Raw genomic sequence first — 23,879 nt, 5'->3', positions numbered from 1 at the left:
CGAAATCCGTTGCGACGACGTCGAAGTCAGAACTGCATCGCCACGGCGCGTCCGACGGTGAACGCGATGAACCCCAGGCTCAGCACGACGCCCAAGACGCACAGCATGCGGGCGAACCGCCCGGCCGAACCCGGCTGACCACGGCCGGCGAGATACCAGCCGGCCACGCCGACCGGCAGGCCCAGTCCGCCGACGACGCTCAACGGGATCGCCGCCACACCGCATGCGAGCGACGCGGTGGTCCGCCGGGTCGCACCCGGGCCGGGCCGAGGTGGGTCCAGCACCGGTAGATCGCGCGAGGCGCGGACCGTCGACGACCCGGGATCATGCTGGGGGACAGCGTGTCCGGGGAGTCCGGAGTATGCCGTCGCGCCCCGTGCGATGGTGGGCCGAGAGCCGTCGTCCCCCGGCCGGGTGGCACCGGCGACCGGGATCGCAGCAGTGGGTGCGAAGGCGGTCGGGGGCAGCGCCCGCGGTGCGGGTCGGGACATCGGTGGACCGGACATCGGTGCCGCCGCGGCGTGGCCGCGCACGGTGCGCTCCGGCCGCGGTGGCGCCGGGGCGAACACCGTCGAGTCGATCGCCGAACGGAGTTCGGCGGCAAAGGCCCCCGCCGACGACGGACGGTCCGTCCGGTTCTTTGCGAGACCGGAGCGCACCACGTCGGACACCGCCGGCGGCACGTCGGGCCGGAGGTCGGACAGCTCCGGGGGCGGGGTGCTGAGGTGGTGGTGGATCATCATGGCGGGCGTCCGTGCGGCGAACGGCACTGTGCCCGCGATCAATTCGAAGACGCTGCAGGCCAGTGAGTAGACGTCGCTGCGGGCATCGAGGGTCTCGGCCGAGAGCTGTTCGGGTGACGAAAAGGGGAATGAGCCGATGACGAGATCCGTCGAGGTGAGCGAGGTGGCACCACCGTCGGTCGGACGCGCTATCCCGAAGTCCGCCAGCCGGATACGCCGGCGCGTGACGTGCTGGGGGAGTCGCGGATCGGACTCCTCGGGGCTGATCAGGATGTTCGCCGGTTTGACGTCGCGGTGGAGCAGTCCGGAGCGGTGCGCGTGATCGAGCGCCGCGCCGATCGCGTCGCCCACGGCCGCGACGTCGGCGAGCGGGAGCCCGCCGGGGCTGGTGGCGAGCAATGCCGCGGCGTCCGTGCCGGGCACGTACTGCATCGAGATCCAGAGTCGTCCGTCCACTTCGCCCCGGTCGTAGACACTGACGATGCACGGGTGGTTCAGCTGGGCGGCGAGGTCGGCCTCGCGGGTGAACCGGGCTCGGAAGATCGGATCGTTCGACACCTGCTCGGCGAGGACCTTGATCACGTCATGGCGCGGGAGCCGGGGATGGCGGACGAGGTACACCTCACCCATCCCGCCCGCACCGATCCTGCGCACGACCCGGTAACCGGCGAACTCTGTGCCCGGTTCCAAGCTCATGGGCGGGACCTTCGTGTGCGCGGGTGTGTCGATGTCGTCCGGGCCGGCAAACCTTGGCGGACTGCGGCTGTCTCAGACTACGCCGCGTCGGCGCAGGTCACCGGTGGTTCGGTGGATCGGTCGGCACGACCGGCGGATCGACCGGACAACCTCGAGGTGACACCTGTCACAGACGTTGGCACCGGCCGCGGTGTCGGACCTACTCTTGCTCTGCAACGTCTGGTACCCGTGCCGACGCCGCCGCGATGAGTCCGCTCATCCGACGGACGTCTCGGCAGATGCGGGACTGGAACGACACTCTGGAGGACAGCGGTGACCTCACCGAGCGGTGATGCCGGTATGCCATCGGCACGGCGAACCGGTGGCGATGACGCCTTCGGCGATGGCTCGCACCTCCGTTCCGGTCTCACCGACCCTTTCCCCGGCATGACGAATCTGCCGACGCCCGCTCGCCTCACCGTCGGCCTCGTGTCCGCCGGCCGCGTCGGGACCGCTCTGGGCGAGGCGCTCGAGAAGGCCGGGCATGTGGTCGGAGCCGTGGTGGCGCGGTCGCCCGAGTCCCGGGCCCGCGCGGTGAGTCGACTCCCCGATTCCGAGGTCCTCGACCTCGACGCGGTCGTCGCGCGATCCGAGTTGCTGCTGGTCAGCGTGCCCGACTCCGAGCTCGCCGCCGTGGTCGACGAGATCGCGGCGTCCGACTCGCTCCGTCCGGGGACGATCGTCGCGCACACCGCGGGCGCGCACGGGGTGGCCGTGCTGCAACCGCTGACCGACCGCGGTGCACTGGGGATCGCACTGCATCCGGCGATGACGTTCGTGGGTTCGGAGGACGACACCGCGCGCCTCACCAACGCCTGTTTCGCCATCACCGCCGCCGATGCGGTCGGCGAGGCCATCGCGTCGTCGCTGGTGCTGGAAATGGGCGGTGACCCGGTGCGGATCGCCGAAGCCGAGCGCACGCTCTACCACGCCGCACTGGCCCACGGCGCCAACCACCTGATCGCCTTGATCTCCGACGCGGTCCTCGCACTCAACGCCGCCATCGACCACTCCGGCCGTGACACCGCGACCGTCGACGGACACGGTAACCGCCTCGCCGAACGCATCCTCGGGCCGTTGGCCGCGGCGTCGCTGCGAAACGGGCTGGAACTCGGCCCATCGGCGCTGACCGGGCCCGTCGCCCGCGGTGACGCGCCCGCGGTCGCCCGACACCTGGCGGCGCTGCGCACCGTCCCCGCCGGCCCGGGACCGCACGGCATCGCCGAGGCATATCGCACACTCGCCCGGCGCGCCGCGGACCACAGCCACGCACCGCAGGCGTTGATCGACGCATTGGAGGACCGATGACATCAAGCGGAGGAGATGGCGTGAGCGGCCCGTCCGACGCACAGCCCACCTACTCGGCCGGCACGATGACCGTGCATCGAGAGCCGGCGTCCCTGAGCCGCGTCACCCGCGCGCTGCGGGCCGCGGGCAAACGTGTCGTGCTCGTCCCGACCATGGGTGCCCTGCACGCCGGCCATCTGCAGCTCGTCCGGGCCGCCAAGGCCAAGGGCAACACCGTGGTGGTGGTGTCCATCTTCGTCAACCCGTTGCAGTTCGGCGCCGGCGAGGACCTCGACGCCTACCCGCGCACCCTCGACGCCGACCTCGCGCTCCTCGAGCCGCTGGGCGTCGAGCTGGTGTTCGCGCCGTCCGCGTCGTCGATGTACCCGAACGGTCCGCGGACGACGGTGCACCCGGGCGAGGTGGGCCGAATCCTCGACGGGATCTCGCGGCCGACACACTTCGCCGGGATGCTGACGGTGGTCCTCAAGCTGCTCAACATCGTCGGACCCAATGCGGCGTTCTTCGGTGAGAAGGACTATCAGCAGCTGGTGCTCATCAAGCAGATGGTGACCGACCTGAACCTCGACGTCGACATCGTCGGCGTCCCGACCGTCCGCGAGTCCGACGGGCTGGCGATGTCGTCACGCAACCGCTACCTCACCCCGGAGCAGCGGGAGCTGGCGACGACGCTCTCGGCGTCGCTCGTCGCGGGGGCCCACGCGGCCGAAGGCGGACGCGAAGCCATCCTCGCCGCCGCACGGTCGGTGCTCGCCACGGTCCCGGAGATCGAGGTCGACTACCTGGACCTGCGCGGGCGTCAGCTCGAGGAACCACCGGAGAAGGGCGCGGGACGGCTGCTCGTCGCCGCCCGGCTCGGCGGCGCACGCCTGATCGACAACGTCGGCGTGACGGTCGGCGGGATCGCCGCGCTCGAAGAAGAAATCGCCTGGACCAATGCCACCACAACCACGACAGAGGGACGATGACCATGTTGCGCACCATGATGACCTCGAAGATCCACCGCGCCACCGTGACCCAGGCCGACTTGCACTACGTCGGCTCGGTGACCATCGACTCCGATCTGCTCGACGCCGCGGGTCTGCTCGAGGGTGAGCAGGTCACGATCGTCGACATCGACAACGGCGCCCGGCTGGTGACCTACGCGATCGCCGGCGAGCGCGGCAGTGGTGTCATCGGGATCAACGGTGCGGCAGCGCATCTCGTTCACCCCGGCGACCTGGTCATCATCATCGCCTACAGCATGCTCGATGCGGCCGAGCTGCGTGAGTACTCGCCGAACGTGGTGTTCGTCGACGCGCAGAACCGCATCGTGACCACGGGCGACGATCCGGCAGACGTACCCGCGGGGTCGGGCCTGCTCGACCCGCGTCACCTCGACGGTCCGATCTTCGCCGACGCCTCGCTCTGACGCGGCGACGACCTTCGATGCTGCTCACCGTCGACGTCGGCAACACCAACATCCATCTCGGCGTGTACGCCGGGGTCGGGGATCACGCGCGCCTGGTGCGTGATTGGCGAATCCACACCGACCCGCATTACACCGCCGACGAACTGGCGTGGGCGTTCCGCGGCATGCTCGGCGACGACATCGAGCAGGTGACCGGGGTGAGTGCGCTGTCGACGGTTCCGTCGCTCCTGCGCGAACTGCGCGTGATGGTGCCGCGCTACTTCGGCAACGGGCCACACGTGCTGCTCGAACCCGGGGTGCGGACCGGGGTTCCCCTCCTGGTCGACAACCCGAAAGAGGTCGGCACCGACCGGGTCGCCAATTGCCTTGCCGCGCACACGGAATTCGGCGGACCCTGCATCGTGGTCGCGTTCGGTACCGCAACGGTCGTCGACGCTGTCTCCGCGACGGGCGAATTCCTCGGCGGGGCCATCGCACCGGGCGTCAACCTCGCGGTCGAGGCGCTGTCGGAGCACACCGTGACCATGCGGAAGGTCGAGCTGATGCCGCCTCGCAGCGTGCTCGGCAAGAACACCGTCGAAGCGTTGCAGTCCGGCATCCTGTACGGCTTCGCCGGCCAGGTGGACGGGTTGGTCGACCGCGTCTGCGACACTGTCCCGGGATTCGACGGCGACGACGTGACGGTGGTCGCGACGGGATTTCTCGCGCCGCTGATGTTCGACGAATGTCGTTCCCTCACCGATCATCACCCGCACCTGACTCTGGATGGCCTGCGTCTGGTTCACGAGCGGGCCAAGGCGAATCCCCGTCGCGGGAAGTAGATCTAGTGTCCCGCGCCGGAAATTCGTTGATGATTGCGACGCCCAGGCGGCGCCTCGCTTCGTTGGCGTCGTCGCAGGTACATCCAGTAGCTGCGTCCTCCGCCGCCTCGCGATGCATCCACCTGGACCGCCGAACTCATGAAACGAATTTCCGACCCGGGACACTAGGCGAACCGAACGGCGGCACGGGGATTCGGCGTGTCATCGGTGCGCGCGGAGTGCTGCCTCGGTGTAGGCCGTGATGCGGTCGGTCAGTTCGCCGGCGGTCACGTCGGTACCGGCCAGCTGGTGGATCTGGGCGTCGACGGCCGCGAAGGCGAGCCATAGGTCGGCGGCCGCGGACTGCGCCGTCCAGCCGTCGGCGAGGAGATGAGCGCTCAACCGGTCGATCAGCGAATCGATCAGGGTGGTGTACTCCGTGGCCAGGCGTGTCGGGTCGGCCAGTTCGCGCAGACGCCCGTGGGCGCGGCCGTGCGTCGAGTTCTCGCGGACCGCGACCGCGATCACCGCATGCAGCACCTCCGGCCACGGGCACGAACCGGGCGGGTGGTCGTCGAGGACGGCCGTCATCGCCCCGTCGGCCGCGTCGAGATGGCGGAGCGCCAGTTCGTCGAAGATCGCCTGCTTGTCGCCGAAGTACTGATAGATCGAGCCCACCGACACCCCGGCCTTCTCGGCGATGCGGTTGGTCGTCATCTCCGCGCCCTCGGTGTCGAGAAGCTGAGTGGCCGCCTCGAGAATCGTGTCGACGGTGAACGAAGAGCGTTGCTGCCGTGGCCTTTTGCGCATCTGATCGATCCTCGGGGAATGCGAGTTGTGGAGTCCCGCCGCCGGTTCGACGATGGATAGATGATCCGCCGATCCGGAACCCCCGAATCCTACCTTCGGTTCCTGCCCGAGCCGTGGCGGTCCGTCGCCGCCGGGGTCGCGGCCGAATCCACCTGGTGGACCTGGCCGTCGAGCTCCGGCCGGGCGTGCGGGGAGGTCGACGTCCACATCCTGCGGGCGCGCCGGAGCGCGGCACCGCTGCGCGTGTTGCTGCTGCACGGCGGTGGCGGACACAGTGCCCTGGTCTGGCCGCTGGGCGCGATCCTCGCGAACGAGGGGTTCGAGGTCCTCGCCCCCGATCTGCCGCAGTACGGACGCACGCGGGTGGCCGATCCTGGGAGGGTCCGCTACCAGGACTGGGTCGATCTGATCTGCGATCTCGTGACGACCGAGACCGAGGACGATCCGCGTCCGCTCATCGTGCTGGGGGCGAGTCTCGGCGGAATGCTCGCCTACGACGTCGCGAGCCGGACCGGACGGGTGGCCGCGGTCGTCGCGACCTGCCTGCTCGATCTGGCCGGGGATCCCGATGCGCGTCGAGCGGTCGCGCGCACGCCGGCGCTCGGTCGCCTCACCCCGCTGATGCCGGTGCTCGCCCGCGTCGGGGTGCTCGCCCGGATGCGGTTCCCGATCCGCTGGGTGGCGCCGATGTCGGCGATGAGTCTCGACCCGGACCTGTCCCGGGCCTGTGTCGGCGACCGTCTCGGGGCCGGGTCGTCGGTATCGCTGGGATTCCTGGCGGACCTGATGACGCACGAGGTGCCGCCCCCTGAGGAGTACCGGGGTCCACGGGTGCTGCTGGTCCATCCGGCGGCCGACTCCTGGACGCCGCCGGAGGTCAGCGTGCGCTTCGCGGGACGGATCGCGGCGCGCGCCGACATCCATCTGCTGACCGGCTGCGGGCACTTCCCGGTCGAACAGCCCGGTGTCGACGAGCTCGCGGCACACCTCCGTGCGCTGGCCGCCGATCTCATCGGGACGACGTGACCCCGGATCGTCAGCGGAACGCGCGCAGCAGGGGAGTGGGATCGTGGTCGGCATCGGTGCCGTCGGAGTTCCGCAGGAGCGCGTCGAGGACGAGGCCGTCGAGCGCGGCGACCAGTTGCCGGGCCTCGGTGCGGGGCAGCCCGGCGTCGACGAGTCCGTCGACGTAGCGCTCCCGATGCCCGACCATCGCGTGTCGCAGGTCCTCGTCGCGTGTCGCCAGGAGCATGAGCTCATACCGCGCCCTGGTACGGACGCGGTCACTGCCCAACCAGCGGACGATCACCTCCTGGGTCGACTCGCCCTCGGCGGCCCGATCCCCGGTGAACACATGCTCGACGAGAGCCGCGAGGAAACCGCTCTGACCGCCGAAATGATGCCGAACGCTCCCGTGGGGCATCCCGGACGCGTCTTCGACCGCACGTGCGGACGCCTGCCGGTTCCCGACGGTGCCGATGAGGCTGATGCCGGTGTCGAGTAGAAGGTCACGCGTCGACCCGTTGGCTGATTTCTCCACGCGGAGAAGTTTATCTGCTAGCTTCTTCTCCATGTGGAGAACAGTCTCATGAAGGTCGTCGTGGTGGGGGCCGGGATCGCCGGCCTGTGTACCGCGGTCGGACTGGCGTCGACGGGCGCCCGGGTGACGGTCGTCGAGCGTGCTCCCGAGGTGCGCGGCGGGGGTGCCGGCCTGAGCATCTTCGCCAACGGGGTCCGCGCACTCGACGCATTGGGTATGCGGTCGGTCCTCGGCGACGCCGCAGCGTCGACCCCGCCGACGAGCGGAACGCGGACACCGGGCGGGCGATGGCTCAGTCGGTTCGATCCGGCGTCGCTGACCGACATGCGCGTCGTCCGCCGCACCGATCTCCACGCGGCCCTCCTTGCCGCCGCGGCCGACGTCGTGGACATCAGGACGGGTTCCGGCGTCGACGACGCCGTGCCCGACCGCGGTCTCGTGCGACTGTCCGACGGCACCGAGATCGGTGACTGCGACCTGATCGTCGGCGCCGACGGTCTGCGCAGCCGGGTGCGTGCCGCGGTCGTCGAGGACCCGGGCGTCCGGCGATGTGGCTACTCGGCGTGGCGGGCCATCACGACGACCCCGGTGTCGGTCGACGCGGCCGGCGAGACGACCGGACGTGGGGCGCGTTTCGGGATTGCGCCGCTCCCTGACGGGCATGTCTACTGGTTCGCCTCGGTGTCGGACGACGGGGGCGACACGGCGGGCGGTCTCGATGCAGTGCGGCAACGGTTTTCGGGCTGGCATCGACCGATCGGGGAGCTGCTCGACGCCACCGATCCGGCGACCGTCGGGTACCTGCCGATCGAGGAGCTCGCCAAGCCGCTGCCCACGTTCGTCAGGGCGGGCCGGGGGTGCTCGAGTGTTCTCGTCGGCGACGCCGCCCACGCGATGACCCCGAACCTGGGTCAAGGTGCCAACCAGGCGATGGAGGACGCGGCCACCCTGACCGCGCTGGTACGTCGGCACGGCCGCGGTGACCTCGACGAGGCGCTGCGCACCTACGACCGGCTCCGACGCCCGCGGACCCAGCGGATCGCGCGGCAGGCGTCGATGATCGGCAGGGTCGGGCAACTGCGTGCCGGCCCCGCGGTCTGGGCGCGCGACCTCGCACTGCGCATGACGCCCGACGCCGTCCTGAACGCGCAGATGCGACGCGTGCAGCGGTGGCAGCCGCCGGAAGTGTGACGTCGGTGTGACGACCTCGGTCGGTCGGGGTCTGGCCGGTGCGGGTGTGCTGTGGCATACTCGTCGCCGTGATCACGAGCTGTCGGGAGTGTTGTCAGGGCTAGTACCGCGTCTGCGGCTGCCCTCCTTCGCGCTCCCCGCTCGATCTCGATCACCTGAGGACCCCCTCTCATGACCGCTTCGGTTGCTTCTTCCGTTCGTCCTTCTTCCACCGGTTCGGTGTTTGCCCCTGCTTCGGTGTTTGCCGCTGTACCGCCGACCGTCGCCCCGGCCCCGTCTGCGCCGCTGTCGTTGCGGGTCGAGGACTACGCGTTCGCCGTCGCCGGCGGTGCCACCCCCGTCGACGTCCGCTCCCACCGGCGCCGTCAGCTCGACGGCGCACTGTTCGGGGCCCTGGCCATCGACGCCGTCGAGGTTCTCGACCGGCTCACGCCGGACACCCCGGACTCACTGCGCGTCGCCCGGCCGGAATCACGATGGATCCTCGTCAGCGAGGACGGGCACGAGGCCGAATGGCTCGCCTGGCACCTGCAGGCGCGCGGGGTGCACGGCGCGGTGTTCGTCGTCGGCGGGCACCGTCGGATGCGGTCGGCACGGGTCAACGGTCGGATTCGGCCCGACGACCTCGCCGTCATCTCCGCCCACGAGAGCTGAACCCGCCCAGCGCGACCCGGTTGTGTCCGCGGTCACCGCGAGGCAGTGAGTTGGAGTCGATGACCGGCCCCGATAGGGTGCGTGGGGTGAGTGACAGCCCGACCAGCACCGCCACCCCCGAAGCGACCGACGAGCAGACGCCCGAGCAGTTGCGCATCCGCCGCGAGAAGCGTGAGCGGATCCTGGCCGAGGGTCGCGAGGCCTACCCGGTCGCCATCCCGCGCACCCACAGCCTCGGTGAGATCCGCGCCGCCTACCCCGACCTCGAGGCCGGTACCGAGACCGGACAGCACGTCGGCGTGAGCGGACGCGTGATCTTCCTGCGCAACAAAGGCAAGCTGTGCTTCGCCACGCTGCAGGAGGGCGACGGCACGCAGCTGCAGGCGATGGTCAGCTTCAACGGCGTCGGCGAGGAAGCGCTGGCGCGGTGGAAGTCCGAGGTGGACCTCGGGGACATCGTGTTCATCTCGGGCGAGGTCATCAGCTCGCGCACCGGCGAACTCTCGGTGATGGCCGACGGCTGGCAGATGGCGTCGAAGTCGTTGCGGCCGTTGCCCGTCGCGCACAAGGACATGAACGAGGAGACTCGCGTCCGGCAGCGCTACGTCGACCTCATCATGCGCCCGGAGGCCCGCAGCATCGCCCGCACCCGGATCTCGGTGATCGCCGAACTCCGTGCGGCGCTGGGCCGTCGGGGTTTCCTCGAGGTCGAGACCCCGATGCTGCAGACCCTGCACGGTGGGGCGGCCGCGCGACCGTTCGTCACGCACTCCAACGCCTTCGACATCGATCTGTTCCTGCGCATCGCACCGGAGCTGTTCCTCAAGCGCTGTGTGGTCGGCGGCATCGACCGCGTCTTCGAGATCAACCGCAACTTCCGCAACGAGGGTGCCGACTCCACGCACTCACCGGAGTTCGCGATGCTCGAGACCTATCAGGCCTACGGCACCTACGACGACTCCGCCGTCATGATCCGCGAACTGGTGCAAGAGGTTTCGCAGGCGGCGCTCGGCACCCAGACCCCGACCATGCCGGACGGTTCCACCTACGACCTCTCGGGCGAGTGGACCGCACTCGAGATGTACCCGTCGCTGTCGGAGGCGCTGGGCGAGCAGATCGTCCCGGCCGGCGCCGACGGGGAGACCACCGTCGAGCAGCTGCTGGCCATCGCGGCGCGCGTCGGCCTCGAGATCCCGAAGGACAAGGGATACGGGCACGGCAAGCTCGTCGAGGAACTCTGGGAGCACATGGTCGGCGAGAAGCTGGACCGCCCGGTCTTCGTCCGCGACTTCCCGGTCGAGACCTCGCCACTCGTCCGCGCACATCGGTCGCAGATCGGCGTCGTGGAGAAGTGGGACCTCTATGTTCGCGGCTTCGAGCTGGCGACCGGATACTCCGAACTCGTCGACCCCGTCATCCAGCGCGAGCGCTTCGCCGACCAGGCCCGCCTCGCCGCCGCCGGCGACGACGAGGCGATGGTCCTCGACGAGGAGTTCCTCGCCGCGATGGAGTACGGCATGCCCCCGACCACCGGCACCGGCATGGGCATCGACCGCCTGCTGATGGCCCTCACCGGCCTCGGCATCCGCGACACCATCCTGTTCCCGCTGGTGAAGCCCCGCTCCTGACCGGGATTTCGTAGCGCGGATACGCGCTATATTCACATTTACGCTACGGATTTCCGGCGTAGGGCTGTACGGATCTGGGCCAATGCCCAGGCGGGCCGCGCAGTGACGTCGTTCCAGGTGAACCGGAGGACAGTCCAGCCGTTGGCGACGAGGTCGTTCTGTCGGGTGCGGTCTCGCTGGAATGCGACGGCGTCACTATGGAAAGCCATCCCATCGATCTCGATGGCGATCTTCGACGCCTCGAACGCGAAGTCGAGGACGTAGCCACACGCCGGCGTGTTGGCCGACCACCCCGTGAACCCGCTGCCGTCGAGTAGCTTCGCGGTGATCCGCTCCGCCTCCGACCTCGCGCCCGACGACATCGCCTCCAGCATCGCCCGCGCGCGTGGCGAACCCCGACGACCCGCGTTGCGGCGCTGGACCGTGTCGAGGGCCGCGACGGTCACCTTCTTGTTCAGTAGCGCGGAGTCCATCACCTTCACCCCCAGCTCCACCGAGGCGTCGAGCACCGTCAACTCGAGGCCGGTCACCGTCAGCCCGTCGACCTCGGTCAGATCGCGAGGCGCGACGGTACGGTGCCACACGGTCACATCCTCGACGCGGGTCCCGTGCCGGCCGTGCGGTGCCACCACGACCGGGACATCCGGAACCCGGCTGACGAGGCCGTGCCACCACGCGGCTGCGGCGCCGGCCAGGGCTGCACCCGGTCCGGTCTGCAGCACGGCGAGCCGCATCCGCATCCGATCGTCGACCGTCCGGTCGGCCACCCGGAAGACACCTCGCGTGACCCGGACCCACTGTCCGGTCCGAACCCGATGCCGGATGCCGTCGGCCGACACCCCGTGCGAGTGTGCCTGATGCGTGGTGAAGACGCCGTCGTGGGAAGCGATCATGGCGCGCAGGTCGTCGGTCATACACACTTGGACGCACCGCACGTCCGGCCGGTTCCCAGCCCCGAATTTCGTAGCGTCAGTAGGTGAATAGCGCGCATTGGCGCTACGAAATCCTGGGGTCAGGTGAGGTTGCGCTTGAGGATCTTGCCCGACGCGTTGCGGGGGAACTCGTCGACGAAGACCACCGACCGGGGGATCTTGAAGTTGGCGAGGTGCTCCTTGGCGAACGCGATGACCTGCGCCTCGTCGAGGTCGGCGTCCGCCCGGACCGTCAGGTAGGCGCGGCCGACCTCGCCGAGCCGGTCGTCGGGCACGCCGACGACCGCGGACTCGGTGACACCGTCGAGCCGCGCGAGGGTCTGCTCGATCTCCGCGGGGTAGACGTTGAACCCGCCGCAGATGTACATGTCTTTGAGCCGGTCGGTGATCTTGAGGTTGCCGCGCTCGTCGAGGGTCCCGATGTCGCCGGTGTGCAGCCACCCGTCGGCGTCGATCGTCGCGGCGGTGGCCTCCGGGTCGTCGAGGTAGCCGACCATCACCATGTCTCCGCGCGCCAGCACCTCACCGTCGTCGGAGAGCGTGATCTCCATACCCGGGAACGCACGTCCGCAGGTGTTGGCAACCGTCGCATCGTCGTCGTCGGGGGTGCACGTCGAGACGAAGCCGCTCGCCTCGGTCAGGCCGTAGGCGGTGATGACGGTGTCGACGCCCAGGTCGTGTTGCAGGCGTTCGACGAGGACGACGGGCACGATCGCGGCACCGGTGATGACGATCCGCAGGCTGGAGAGGTCGTGGTCGGCCCGCTTCGGGTCGTCGAGGATGGTCTGGAAGATGGTGGGCGCGCCCGGGAAGACCGTCGCGCGTTCGTCGGACACGAGTTTCATCGCCTGGTCCGGTGAATAGACGGCGAGCGGCAGCATGGTCACGCCGAACAGCACGCTCGGCAGGATGCCCGCCTTGTAGCCGAAGGTGTGGAAGTAGGGATTGACCATCAGGTAGCGGTCGTCCGGGCCCAGGCCGGCGTTCGCGCCCCAGCCGTACGAGCCGGTCAGGGTCTGCCGGTGGGTGGCCAGCACACCCTTCGACTTTCCGGTCGTGCCGGAGGTGAAGAGGATGTCGGAGAGATCGTCGGGTGAGACGGCATCGGCGCGTCGGTCGGCTTCGGCGAGTGCGTCGGGGGTTGCCGCCCGACTGAGGAACTCATCCCAGTCGACGGCACCGTCGAGCGGGGCGGCGTCGTCCGTGAGCGACACCCGGATCACGACGTCGGGCATCGTGGCGCGGTGATCGCGCAACAACTCGGCCGCATGATCGGCACCGAGGAACTCGCCGGACACGACGACGGCCCGGGCCCCGGACCGTTCGATGATCTCGATCGCCTCGCCCGCGGTGTAGCGCGTGTTCAAGGGGACGAGCGTCGCACCGGCGTAGTGGATCCCGAGCGCCGCAATCGGCCAGTGGAAGCTGTTCGGCGACCAGATGGCGACCCGGTCGCCGGCCTCGATACCCGAGGCCACCAACGCTGCCGCGAAATCCCGGACGGACTCGTGGAGACGGGTCCAGGTCGACTCGATCCGCGGATGCGTCGAAGACTGCCACTGACCGTCGACGAGAGCGATACGGTCGGGCCAGGTCTGCGCCGCCCGGCGCAGTGCGGCCGGGGTCGTGGGCGTGGGGAGGACCTCGTGCAGTGGGGTCTGCGCCATGCGCCCAACCTAGCACTTGCTTGGTGCGTTATGCTAGCGCCCATGACCACGACGAATCTCGCCGATCGTGCCGTCGACCTGGGTGAATGGGCGAAATCGACACCGAACGCCACCACCGAGTTCGCGGCCGCGGTGCGTGCGTGGCTCGACGAGAACCTCGCCGGCGACTTCGCCGATCTGAAGGGTCGTGGGGGGCCGGGCAGCGAACACGAGTTCTTCGCCGAGCGCCTCGAATGGGATCGTCACCTCGCGCGCGCCGGGTGGACCTGCATCGGCTGGCCGGTCGAGTACGGCGGTCGTGGTGCGACGCTCGAACAGCGCATCATCTTCCATCGCGAGTACGCACGTGCAAACGCACCTGCGCGCGTGAATCATCTGGGCGAGGAACTGTTGGGCCCCACGCTCATCGCCTACGGGACCGACGAGCAGAAGCGGCGTTTCCTGCCCGGCATCGTCGATGTCACCGAGTTGTGGTCGCAGGGTTATTCCGAGCCGGGCGCCGGATCGGACCTCGCGGGCGTGTCCACGTCGGCGCGGCTCGAAGACGGCAAGTGGATCATCAACGGCCAGAAGATCTGGACCTCGCTCGCCCACGTGGCGCAGTGGGTGTTCGTGATCGCGCGTACCGAGAAGGGATCGTCGCGCCATGCCGGACTGAGTTTCCTGCTGGTGCCGCTCGACCAACCGGGCGTCACCGTCCGCCCGATCCAACAGCTCACCGGCACTTCAGAATTCAACGAGGTGTTCTTCGACGACGCGGAAACCGATGCCGATCTCATCGTCGGTGACCCGGGCGACGGCTGGAAGGTGGCGATGGGGCTGCTGCAGTTCGAGCGCGGGGTGTCGACGCTGGGTCAGCAGGTCGGATTCGCGCGCGAGCTGGGCAATCTCACCGATCTCGCGCGAGCCAACGGGGCGCTGGACGACCCGGAGATCGCGTCGCGGCTGGCTCGGGCGGATATCGGGTTGATGGTCATGCGCGCCCACGCCCAGCGGACGCTGGACGGGGACGTGACCTCGCAAGCGGGTGCGGCCTCGGTCTCGAAGTTGTTGTGGGCCAACTGGCATCGCGACCTCGGTGAGCTCGCGATGGACGTCGTGGGCGCACCGTCGCTGATCGGGCCGGCCGCGACCGCCGAAGGCAAGGCCAACGACATCGCCGACCCGGAGAACGTCGAACTCGACGAATGGCAACGGCTCTACCTGTTCACCCGCGCCGACACCATCTACGGCGGCTCGAACGAGGTGCAGCGCAACATCATCGCCGAGCGCGTGCTCGGCCTACCCCGAGAGGCACGCTGAGATGACCGGAGTCGACGTCAACGGGGCCCGGGCGGCCGGCCGAGCGGTCTCGCCGCTGGCCACACCGCCTGCCGAGATCGCCGGGCACGGCCTGCTGCTGGGCAAGAAGGTCGTGGTGACCGCCGCCGCCGGAACGGGAATCGGCTTCGCGTCGGCCCGGCGTGCGTTGCTCGAAGGCGCGGATGTGCTCATCAGCGACTGGCATGAACGACGCCTCGGTGAGGCCGCCGAGAAGCTGTCGGCGGAATTCCCGGAGCGCACGGTCACCCAGCGCACCTGCAATGTGCAGGTCACCGCGGAGGTCGACGCGCTGATCGCCGATGCCGCAACCGAACTCGGACGTATCGACGTACTGGTCAACAATGCCGGGCTCGGCGGCGAGACCCCGGTCGCCGAGATGACCGACGAGGAATGGGATCGTGTCCTCGACATCACGCTCACCGGTACATTCCGCGCCACCCGCGCAGCCCTGCGGTATTTCGGCTCGGTCGAGCACAACGGCGTGATCGTCAACAACGCCTCTGTCCTCGGCTGGCGGGCCCAGCGCGGACAGGCGCACTACGCCGCGGCGAAGGCCGGGGTGATGGCCCTGACCCGCTGTTCGGCACTTGAAGCCGCCGACGTCGGGGTGCGCATCAACGCGATCGCACCGTCGATCGCGAAACACCCGTTCCTGGCCAAGGTCACGAGCGACGACCTCCTCGACGAACTCGCCTCCCGAGAGGCCTACGGGCGCGCGGCCGAGGTCTGGGAGGTCGCCGCGACCGTTGCGATGCTGGCCAGCGACTACACCACCTACCTCACCGGCGAGGTCGTCTCGATCTCCAGCCAGCGTGCTTGACCGCCAACGACTTCTACCGATTCAAGGAGCACCGACCATGACCACACCCCAGGCCTACATCGTCGACGCCGTCCGCACCCCGGTCGGCAAGCGCAACGGCTCGCTCGCCAAGACCCACCCCGCCGATCTCGGCGCCCACATCATCTCCGCACTCGTCGAGCGCACCGGCATCGACCCCGCGGCCGTCGACGACGTGGTGTTCGGCTGCCTCGACGCCATCGGTGGCCAGGCGGGCAACGTCGCCCGGACCGCCTGGCTCGCAGCCGGTCTCCCGCTCGAGGTGCCCGGCACCACCGTCGACCGGCAGTGCGGGTCCAGCCAGCAGGCCATCCACTTCGCAGCGCAGGGCATCATGAGCGGAACCCAGGACATCGTCGTCGCCGGCGGCCTGCAGAACATGAGCGCCATCCCGATCTCGCAGGCGATGATCTCGGGCAAGGAGTTCGGATTCACCACGCCCACCGCTGAATCCGCCGGCTGGCAGGAACGTTTCGGCGACGCGCAGATCTCGCAGTTCCTCGGCGCCGACATGATGGCGAAGAAGTGGGACATCAGTCGCGAGGACATGGAGCGCTGGGCGCTGCAGTCGCACGAGCGGGCCCGGGCCGCGATCGCCGACGGCAAGTTCGACAACGAGAACGTCGCCCTCGGTGACTGCGTCGTCGACGAATGCCCGCGCGAGACCTCGATGGAGAAGATGGCCGGCCTGCAGGTCCTCGCCGATGGTTCCCGGCTCACCGCGGCCGTCGCCTCGCAGATCGCCGACGGGTCGTCGGCGACCCTCGTCGTCTCCGAACGCGCGCTGAAGGAACACAATCTGACACCGCGAGCCCGCATCCACCACCTGTCCGTGCGCGGCGACGACCCCGTGATGATGCTCTCCGCGCCGATCCCGGCCACCAAGTACGCCCTCGACAAGACCGGCATGTCCATCGACGACATCGACGTCGTCGAGATCAACGAGGCGTTCGCGCCGGTCGTGCTCGCGTGGCTCAAGGAGACCGGCGCGGACCCGGCGAAGGTCAACCCCAACGGTGGCGCCATCGCACTCGGTCACCCCCTCGGCGCCACCGGCGCCAAGCTGTTCGCGACCCTCCTCAACGAACTCGAGCGCACCGGCGGCCGCTACGGACTCCAGACGATGTGCGAGGGCGGCGGGACCGCCAACGTCACGATCATCGAGCGGCTCGGCTGAGAGTCACCACCTCTGCTGCCTGAGGGCCACAGTTCGCCCCTCGACGTTCCCCTCTCGAGGCCGTACCATTCTGACAACAGGCGTGCCCACATACGGGTGTGATCTGGCGCATACTATTGTGTGGCACACGCGGACCATTTCGTTCCAACCGCCGCACGTCAGGTGCAGCACGACCTAGCTGAGGGGATCTCGATGACCAAGCCTGCTGAGCACACCAGCACCGGCGCCACCGGCGCGACGCGTGGCGTCTCGTCGGAAGCGCATAGTTTGACCGAACTGGTCGAGATCCAGCGCGCGGCGTTCCTGCGCGACGGGATCCCCGACGCCGACACGCGCATCGACCGCATCACGCGGCTTGCAGCCCTGCTCCTCGACAACGCCGACGAGATCGCCGCCGCGCTGGCCGAGGACTTCGGTGCCCGCCCGCGCGAGCTCTCGCTCGCCGCCGATGTGGCCGGCTGCATGATCGACCTCGCCCACCAGCGTCGCGGGGTCAAGGAGTGGATGGCCGAGTCGAAGGTCGCGAAGGTGCAGGGCCTGCTCGGGTACAAGCAGAGCATCCGCCACGACCCGCTGGGCGTCGTCGGCATCATGGGGCCGTGGAACTTCCCGCTGCAGCTGACGGTCGTGCCCGCGGGTTCGGCGTTCGCCGCCGGTAACCGGGTCATCATGCGACCGTCGTCGGTGACCGCGAAGACCACCGACGTGATCGCGAAGCACGCACCGAACTACTTTTCGATCGAGGAGCTGGCGATCGCCACCTCCAAGCACGGCTCGGGATCGGACTTCGCCAAGCTCAAGGTCGACCACATGTTCTTCACCGGCTCGCCCGGCGTGGGTGCTTCGGTGGCCCAGGAGGCCGCGAAGAACCTGATCCCGGTCACCCTCGAACTCGGCGGCAAGAACCCGGCCGTCGTCGACGTCGACGCCGACATCGACAAAGCCGCGACGATGCTCGCCGACGCCCGCATGGTCAACGGCGGCCAGGTGTGCCTATGCCCGGACTACGTCTTCGTCCCCGAGGCCAAGCTCGGCGAGTTCACCGACAAGGTCGTCGCGCGGTGGACCGAGAACTTCCCGACGATCATCGACAACGAGCAGTTCACGTCGACGATCAACCAGAAGAACTACGAGCGGATCCTCGGGCTCATCGACGACGCCGAGCAGCTCGGCGCCACCAAGCGTCAGGTGATCCCCGGCGGCGAACCGCTGCCGGACGCCGAACGCCGCAAGATTCCGCCGACGCTGCTCACCGGCGTCAAGGCGGGCATGAAGATCGAGGAGGACGAGGTCTTCGGTCCGGTGCTGACCGTGTACCCCTACCGCGACCTGTCCGAGGTCATCAGCCAGATCGGCTCGCACCCGCATCCGCTGACCATGTACTGGTGCGGCGATCAGAACGAGCGGTTCCAGAAGCTGGCCGACAACACCCGCAGTGGTTCGATCAACGGCAACGACTTCGCCATCCACCTGTTCAGTGGCGAACTGCCGTTCGCCGGCGTCGGTAACAGCGGAATGGGCGGGTATCACGGCCGCACCGGTTTCGAGACCTTCAGCCATGCTCGGGCCGTCGCGTTCTCGACGCTGCCGGTCAGCGTTGCCGAGATGATGTCGCCACCGTTCCTGCCCAAGGACGCCAGGCTGACCAACAACCAGCTGAAGCTGTGGAAGTTCTTCAACAACCGCGCCATGAAGAAGGTGCGGAAGCGCCTCGGCGCATAACATCGGTCGTCTTGGCCGGGATCGTCGTCCGACGGTCCCGGCCAAGCGCTTGCTAGGGTGAGCGCACACTCTTCCAGGAGGATGCGCTTGTCACCACGAGGTCAGACCAGGATCGACGCGAACGGCCGGACCGCTGCGAGTACCGCCGACGCGCCGACTCGTTCGTCGCGCCGGGACGAGTTGTTGGCGACCGCCGGGCGCATGTTCGCCGAGCAAGGGCTGCGCTCGACGACGGTCCGGGACATCGCCGACGCGGCCGGAATCCTCTCTGGGAGTCTGTATCACCATTTCGACTCGAAGGAGTCGATGGTCGACGAGATCCTGCGGGGTTTCCTCGACGACCTGTTCGCTCGCTACCGGCAGATCGCGGCGTCGAGCAAGTCGGCGACCGAGACCCTGCGGGGCCTCGTCATCGCGTCGTTCGAGTCCATCGATGCCGAACGCAACGCGGTGGCGATCTACCAGGACGAGGCAAAGCGTCTTTCCGGCCAGGAACGTTTCGCCTACATCTCCGAACTGAACGTCGAATTCAGGCAGCTGTGGCAGTCGGTGCTGCAGCGCGGCGTAGAAAACGGGGAATTCCGGGCCGATCTCGACGTCGAACTCGTCTACCGCTTCATGCGCGACACCGTGTGGGTCGCAGTGCGGTGGTATCGGCCCGGGGGCTCGATGACGGTCGACTCGATCGCTGATCAGTACCTGTCGGTGGTGCTCGACGGCATCCTGCCGCGCTAACCACGCGCGTCGAAGTTAGGGTAGCTTTCCTTTCCCAACGTCTGGCCGTTATTGTGCGCGTATGACAATTGGCGGAACCGATGTGGCCGCGCCGGCACCAGTCTCCGACGTCGACGTCGAACCCGACGATCCGAAAGCCGCGCGCGCTCAGGCCAGATCCGAGTCCAAGGCGAAAGCCGCTGCCCTCGCCGACGTCCTGGCCCCGGTGAAGAAGCGCACGCTGCTGGCCCAGTTCGTCCAGATCTTCGCCTCCGCCGCCACGGTGGTGCCGTTCATCGGGATCGTCGAACTCGGGCGCATCCTGCTCGAACCGGGACCGGTCGACTCCGGGCGCGTCTGGCTGGTCGTGTGGCTGGTGGTCGGTGGGCTCGGCGCTCGCGCCGCCTTCAGCTTCCTCGCACTGGCGATCACCCACTTCGCCGATCTCGATCTCCAGGCGCAACTTCGAATCCGCATCGCGGACAAGCTGGGTCGGCTGCCGCTGGGGTGGTTCAGCCGGACCAGCTCGGGTGCGGTCCGCAAGTCGGTGCAGAACGATGTCGCCGACCTGCACTATCTCGTCGCGCACGCGACCGTCGAGGCCACAGCCGCGATGCTGTCGCCGATCTTCGCGCTGATCTACTGCTTCTACCTGGACTGGCGCCTGGGGCTGCTCGCGATCGCGACGGTGCCGCTGTACGCGCTGACCTACTCCTACATGGCTCGGGACCTCACGACCGAGATGGAGAAGATGGACAAGGGCGTCGCGCGGATCAGCGCCACGATCGTCGAGTTCATCTCGGGCGTCGCCGTCGTGAAGACCTTCGGGCAGACCGGCAAGGCACACCGGCGGTTCGTCGATGCCGCCGACGAGTTCAACGACGACTTCGCCGGCTACATGGGGCCGATGCTCCGCGTACAGGCGGTCACCACCGTCCTGATCAGCGCGCCGCTGATCCTGCTGGTCAACCTCGGCGTCGGGTACTGGCTCGTCGACAACGGGTGGGTCCAGCCGATCGAGCTCGTCGGGTCGACGCTGATCGCGATGGTGTTGCCGACCGCGCTGCTCACGGTCTCGACCGCGGTCCACACCCGTCAGCAGGCCTCGGCCGCCGCCCTGCGTATCGCCTCGCTGCTCGCCGAACCGGAGCTGACGGTTCCGGAGAACCCCCAGGTGCCCGCCGGGCACGATGTGCGGGTCGAGAACGTGCACTTCACCTACCCGCCGCGCCTCGGTGTCCCGTCCGGGGTGAAGGCCCTCGACGGGGTCAGTGTCGAACTGGCCGAGGGAACCGTGACCGCTCTCGTCGGGCCGTCGGGAAGCGGCAAGTCGACGCTTGCGACGCTGCTGCCCCGCTTTGGCGATCCCGACTCCGGTGCGGTGCGCATCGGTGGGGTCGATGTCCGCGACATCGCGCCCACCGAGCTCTATCGCCACGTCGGGTTCGTGCTCCAGGACGTGCAATTACTGACGATGTCGGTGCGCGACAACATCCGCCTGGGCCGTCCGGACGCGAGTGACGAGCAGGTCTACGACGCCGCCCGCGCCGCCCAGATCCACGACCGCATCCTCGAGCTGCCCGACGGCTACGACACCGTGGTCGGCGACGGGGCACACTTCTCCGGCGGTGAGGCGCAACGTGTCTCGATCGCGCGGGCCCTGCTCGCCGACACCCCGATCCTCGTCCTCGACGAGGCCACCGCCTTCGCCGACCCGGAGTCGGAGGCGCAGATCCAGCAGGCCATCGGCGCGTTGATGGTCGGGCGCACGGTGCTCGTCATCGCGCACCGTCTGGGCTCGATCACGCACGCGGACAACATCGTCGTCCTGGATCGGGGTCGGGTCGTCGAACAGGGTCGGCAGGACGAACTGGTCGCCCGCGGCGGGTTGTACGCGTCGATGTGGGCCTCCTACGAGGCCGGGACCACCAGGCAGGACGAGGAGATCGCGCGGGGCGCGGTCACGAGCAGCGAGGCGGCACGATGATCCGCGGTTTCTATACGATCCTGGGTTCCGAACGGGCCCGGATGGTCGTCTTCCTGACCTGGGTGGTCGTCTACGGCGTCGCGCAGGGGCTGGCGATGCTGACCCTGGTCCCGATCGTCGAACACCTGCTGACCGGTGACCTCTCCGCCGCCGCGATGTGGTTGTGGCCGTTGGCCGTTCTGGTCGTCATCTGTGCGGTCAGTGCCTACGTGCAGTCGCTCAAGGGCATGACGATGGCGCTCTACGCGATGCGCATGCTGCACCACCGTCTCGGCGATCACATGGTCACGCTGCCGCTCGGCTGGTTCACCCGCGATCGCGTCGGTGACGTCTCCCAGATCGCGGTCAAGGGAACGATGTTCGTGGGCAGCACCGGGGCGCACTACATCACGCCGGTCGTCGTCAACATGGTGAGCTCCGTCGTGGTCGTCATCGGTATCTGCTTCTTCGACTGGCGCATCGGCCTTCTGATGGTTGCCGGGACGCTTCTGCTGATGTACGTCGGCAAGCTGTCGAGCTCGTTCCTCGCGAAGTCCGAGGGCCGTAAGCGTGCCGAGGCCGTCAAGGTCAACAACCGGGTCCTCGAGTTCGCCCGCTGTCAGGCGGTGCTGCGGGCCTTCGGCGACTCGGACTCCGCGCACAAGCCGCTCGCCGACGCACTCGGACAGCAAGCACGCGTGGGCAAGTCGATGCTCTGGCGCTCGATCCTCGGCATCCTGCTGAACGGGCTGTCGGTGCAGGTCGTCTTCAGCGCCGTGCTCGCGCTCGGGGCGGGGCTGGCCGTGGCGGGACACATCGAGCCCGCCCTGCTGATCGCCGTCTTCGGCCTCGCGGCCCGCTTCTTCGGCCCGATCGGCGAACTCGCCGAACTCGGTTCGACGCTGCGCATGTCCACCGACGAGATCAACCGCATCACCGGGGTGCTCGACACCGACCGGATGCCCACCCCCGATCAACCCACGCCGATCACCGAACCGGGTGCTGTCGAACTCGACGGTGTCGCTTTCGGGTACGAGACCGGCGCGCAGGTCCTGCGCGATGTGTCCCTGCGAGCCCGCCCCGGCACGATGACTGCACTCGTCGGCCCGTCGGGGTCGGGTAAGTCGACGATCTTCCGTCTCATCGCACGGTTCTACGACGTCGACGGCGGCGTCGTGAAGGTCGGCGGCGTCGACGTGCGGGAGCAGGAGACCGGTGCACTCATGGGCCAGTTGTCCCAGGTGTTCCAGGACGTCTACCTCTTCGACGACACCCTGTGGGAGAACATCAAACTCGGACGGCCAGATGCGACCGACGACGAGATCCGAGCAGCCGCCGAGACCGCGGGGGTCACCTCGATCGTCGACCGGCTGCCCGATGGCTGGCAGACCGTCGTCGGTGAGGGCGGTTCGGCCCTGTCCGGCGGTGAGCGGCAACGAGTCTCGATCGCACGCGCCCTGCTGAAGGACGCGCCGATCGTGCTGTTCGACGAGGCGACCAGCGCTCTCGATCCCGAGAACGAGTCCCACGTCGCGGAATCCATCCGCCGGCTCGCCGACCGCAGCACGGTGCTGGTCATCGCGCACAAGCTGTCCACCGTGATCGCCGCCGACCAGATCGTCGTGCTCGACGATCAGGGCGGCGTCGACGACATCGGCACCCACGACGAACTGCTCACCCGCGGTGGGCGATACACCGAGTTCTGGAACCAGCGGACCGCAGCTGCCGGCTGGACGCTGACGCCGTCGGCTTAGGCGCGCCCTTCCGAGGCGGTGAGAGCGGGCTGGACCTGTCGACCTCGTTCCGAGACCGATCGCCCCCCGCCCACCGGGATCTCGGAGCGAAATTGCGCAACGCGCAAGAGATTTTCGCCACCAGACCCCGGCGGCCAGGGCTTGTTGAACACTGTGGAGTTGTCAAAGGTCGTGTGGCGTCGGTCGGTGTCGACGCCGGAGGGTCTGGTGGGGGCGGGGTGAGGTCAGACGAGGGCGTCGTCCAGGCGCATGGTGCGCCGGTTGTAAGCCGGCCGAGGTAGACGCCGCGGGTCGATATCGGCCGGTGGGATCAACCACGGATGACGATCAGGGCCCATCACCACCTCCCACCCATGATGATGCACCTGGGTATGACAGCGCTGACACAGTAGACATCCGTTGTCCAGATCAGTCGGTCCGCCGTCAGCCCATGGCACCAGATGATGCACCTGCGTATGCGCCGCTGGTGCACCGCATTTCACGCAACACACATCCCGCACGACGATCGCCTGACGTAAGTGATGCGGAAACAGTCGTTTCGTCGTTCCCATCCGTAGCGGCACGCCTTCGGCGTCGAGGACGATCTCGGCGACCGCGCCGTCACACGACAACCGACGTGCCGTCGATGCCGTGACCGCGCCCACCCACGGCAGAATCGCCGGGCCCACACCATCAGCGGGGATGGTCACCACTACCTGAGTGCGGGGTGCACCTGCGGTGGTCATCGCCGCACCGATCGCGGCCTGATCGAGCAGTAGCTCCAACCCGTCCGCACGACGCTGCCCGACATCACGGCGGTCGTCGGCCCCGTCGGGTTCGGGACGCGGACAGGAGCGTTCGTCGATCATCGCCAGGAACTTCTCGCCGATCACCGCCGTCACATCGCCGGTGATCGCGACCCGGCCTTCGTCGGTCACCCTGGTGTGCAAGGTGTTCAGCGACGCATCATCGGCCGGCGCGACCGCG

General features: G+C 68.6%; 21 protein-coding genes. 15 read left to right on the top strand and 6 right to left on the bottom strand.

The features are described from left to right. Positions 1–26: 26 nt before the first annotated feature. The gene (locus tag B1818_RS10040) at positions 27–1,439 is read right to left on the bottom strand and encodes a serine/threonine-protein kinase (protein ID WP_078112643.1); all 1,413 of its coding nucleotides are present in this window, start codon (positions 1,437–1,439) and stop codon (positions 27–29) included. Between the two features lie 312 nt (positions 1,440–1,751). Here B1818_RS10040 and B1818_RS10035 point away from each other — a divergent pair, with 312 nt between their 5' ends. Genes B1818_RS10035 through B1818_RS10020 form a run of 4 tightly spaced genes read left to right on the top strand, consistent with a single transcriptional unit; the run spans position 1,752 to position 5,018 of the window. After that, on the top strand, positions 1,752–2,786 hold the full coding sequence (locus B1818_RS10035) for a Rossmann-like and DUF2520 domain-containing protein (protein ID WP_078112642.1): 1,035 nt from the start codon (positions 1,752–1,754) through the stop codon (positions 2,784–2,786). Between the two features lie 20 nt (positions 2,787–2,806). Beyond that, entirely contained in the window at positions 2,807–3,754 is a 948-nt protein-coding gene (panC, locus tag B1818_RS10030) for a pantoate--beta-alanine ligase (RefSeq protein WP_078112641.1), read from the top strand. A 2-nt stretch (positions 3,755–3,756) separates the two neighbouring features. After that, positions 3,757–4,197 carry an aspartate 1-decarboxylase gene (gene panD, locus B1818_RS10025; protein WP_065629606.1) on the top strand — a complete coding sequence of 147 codons (441 nt, stop codon included), beginning with the start codon at positions 3,757–3,759 and terminating at the stop codon, positions 4,195–4,197. A gap of 17 nt (positions 4,198–4,214) precedes the next feature. Then, entirely contained in the window at positions 4,215–5,018 is an 804-nt protein-coding gene (locus tag B1818_RS10020) for a type III pantothenate kinase (protein WP_058249901.1), read from the top strand. A 201-nt stretch (positions 5,019–5,219) separates the two neighbouring features. On the opposite strand, the gene B1818_RS10015 is transcribed toward B1818_RS10020, so the two are convergent. After that, positions 5,220–5,807, bottom strand: a complete 588-nt coding sequence (locus B1818_RS10015) for a TetR/AcrR family transcriptional regulator (RefSeq protein WP_078112640.1) — start codon at positions 5,805–5,807, stop codon at positions 5,220–5,222. A 60-nt stretch (positions 5,808–5,867) separates the two neighbouring features. Here B1818_RS10015 and B1818_RS10010 point away from each other — a divergent pair, with 60 nt between their 5' ends. After that, the gene (locus B1818_RS10010; RefSeq protein ID WP_078112639.1) at positions 5,868–6,833 is read left to right on the top strand and encodes an alpha/beta hydrolase; all 966 of its coding nucleotides are present in this window, start codon (positions 5,868–5,870) and stop codon (positions 6,831–6,833) included. 10 nt (positions 6,834–6,843) lie between these two features. Here B1818_RS10010 and B1818_RS10005 read toward each other — a convergent pair whose 3' ends face one another. Further along, a complete protein-coding gene (locus tag B1818_RS10005) occupies positions 6,844–7,347 on the bottom strand; it encodes a TetR/AcrR family transcriptional regulator (RefSeq protein ID WP_078112746.1) in 504 nt (167 codons plus the stop codon). Between the two features lie 48 nt (positions 7,348–7,395). Between B1818_RS10005 and B1818_RS10000 the strand changes: the two genes are divergently transcribed. The 3 genes from B1818_RS10000 to lysS all read left to right on the top strand — a co-directional run bounded on the left by B1818_RS10000 (position 7,396) and on the right by lysS (position 10,820). Then, on the top strand, positions 7,396–8,538 hold the full coding sequence (locus B1818_RS10000; protein WP_078112745.1) for an FAD-dependent oxidoreductase: 1,143 nt from the start codon (positions 7,396–7,398) through the stop codon (positions 8,536–8,538). Between the two features lie 171 nt (positions 8,539–8,709). Further along, the gene (locus tag B1818_RS09995; protein ID WP_078112638.1) at positions 8,710–9,192 is read left to right on the top strand and encodes a hypothetical protein; all 483 of its coding nucleotides are present in this window, start codon (positions 8,710–8,712) and stop codon (positions 9,190–9,192) included. 59 nt (positions 9,193–9,251) lie between these two features. Then, the gene (gene lysS, locus B1818_RS09990; RefSeq protein WP_139363012.1) at positions 9,252–10,820 is read left to right on the top strand and encodes a lysine--tRNA ligase; all 1,569 of its coding nucleotides are present in this window, start codon (positions 9,252–9,254) and stop codon (positions 10,818–10,820) included. A gap of 38 nt (positions 10,821–10,858) precedes the next feature. Here lysS and B1818_RS09985 read toward each other — a convergent pair whose 3' ends face one another. Continuing rightward, the gene (locus tag B1818_RS09985; protein ID WP_078112636.1) at positions 10,859–11,734 is read right to left on the bottom strand and encodes a type IV toxin-antitoxin system AbiEi family antitoxin domain-containing protein; all 876 of its coding nucleotides are present in this window, start codon (positions 11,732–11,734) and stop codon (positions 10,859–10,861) included. A gap of 98 nt (positions 11,735–11,832) precedes the next feature. Then, the gene (locus tag B1818_RS09980) at positions 11,833–13,419 is read right to left on the bottom strand and encodes a FadD3 family acyl-CoA ligase (RefSeq protein ID WP_058249905.1); all 1,587 of its coding nucleotides are present in this window, start codon (positions 13,417–13,419) and stop codon (positions 11,833–11,835) included. A gap of 42 nt (positions 13,420–13,461) precedes the next feature. Between B1818_RS09980 and B1818_RS09975 the strand changes: the two genes are divergently transcribed. The 7 genes from B1818_RS09975 (at position 13,462) to B1818_RS09945 (ending at position 22,913) form a co-directional block, all read left to right on the top strand. Further along, positions 13,462–14,721 (top strand): acyl-CoA dehydrogenase family protein, encoded by a 1,260-nt coding sequence (locus B1818_RS09975; protein ID WP_078112635.1) that lies wholly within the window; start codon positions 13,462–13,464, stop codon positions 14,719–14,721. Position 14,722: 1 nt separating this feature from the next. Beyond that, on the top strand, positions 14,723–15,562 hold the full coding sequence (locus tag B1818_RS09970; protein ID WP_058249907.1) for an SDR family oxidoreductase: 840 nt from the start codon (positions 14,723–14,725) through the stop codon (positions 15,560–15,562). A gap of 37 nt (positions 15,563–15,599) precedes the next feature. After that, positions 15,600–16,757 (top strand): acetyl-CoA C-acetyltransferase, encoded by a 1,158-nt coding sequence (locus tag B1818_RS09965; RefSeq protein ID WP_078112634.1) that lies wholly within the window; start codon positions 15,600–15,602, stop codon positions 16,755–16,757. 192 nt (positions 16,758–16,949) lie between these two features. Beyond that, positions 16,950–18,479, top strand: a complete 1,530-nt coding sequence (locus B1818_RS09960; protein WP_078112633.1) for an aldehyde dehydrogenase family protein — start codon at positions 16,950–16,952, stop codon at positions 18,477–18,479. A gap of 87 nt (positions 18,480–18,566) precedes the next feature. Further along, positions 18,567–19,214 (top strand): TetR/AcrR family transcriptional regulator, encoded by a 648-nt coding sequence (locus tag B1818_RS09955; RefSeq protein WP_058249973.1) that lies wholly within the window; start codon positions 18,567–18,569, stop codon positions 19,212–19,214. Positions 19,215–19,275: 61 nt separating this feature from the next. Continuing rightward, the gene (locus B1818_RS09950; protein WP_078112632.1) at positions 19,276–21,180 is read left to right on the top strand and encodes an ABC transporter ATP-binding protein; all 1,905 of its coding nucleotides are present in this window, start codon (positions 19,276–19,278) and stop codon (positions 21,178–21,180) included. Further along, the gene (locus B1818_RS09945) at positions 21,177–22,913 is read left to right on the top strand and encodes an ABC transporter ATP-binding protein (RefSeq protein ID WP_078112631.1); all 1,737 of its coding nucleotides are present in this window, start codon (positions 21,177–21,179) and stop codon (positions 22,911–22,913) included. The genes B1818_RS09950 and B1818_RS09945 overlap by 4 nt, the downstream gene beginning before the upstream one ends. A 224-nt stretch (positions 22,914–23,137) precedes the next feature. On the opposite strand, the gene B1818_RS09940 is transcribed toward B1818_RS09945, so the two are convergent. Continuing rightward, a partial coding sequence (locus B1818_RS09940; protein WP_139363011.1) for an HNH endonuclease signature motif containing protein occupies positions 23,138–23,879 on the bottom strand: 742 nt, incomplete at its 5' end.

Origin of the sequence: Gordonia sp. IITR100 (assembly GCF_002009645.1) — a bacterium.
In the GTDB taxonomy this organism is placed as follows: Bacteria; Actinomycetota; Actinomycetes; order Mycobacteriales; family Mycobacteriaceae; genus Gordonia; species Gordonia hongkongensis.
This window is presented reverse-complemented; position numbering and strand designations above follow the sequence as displayed.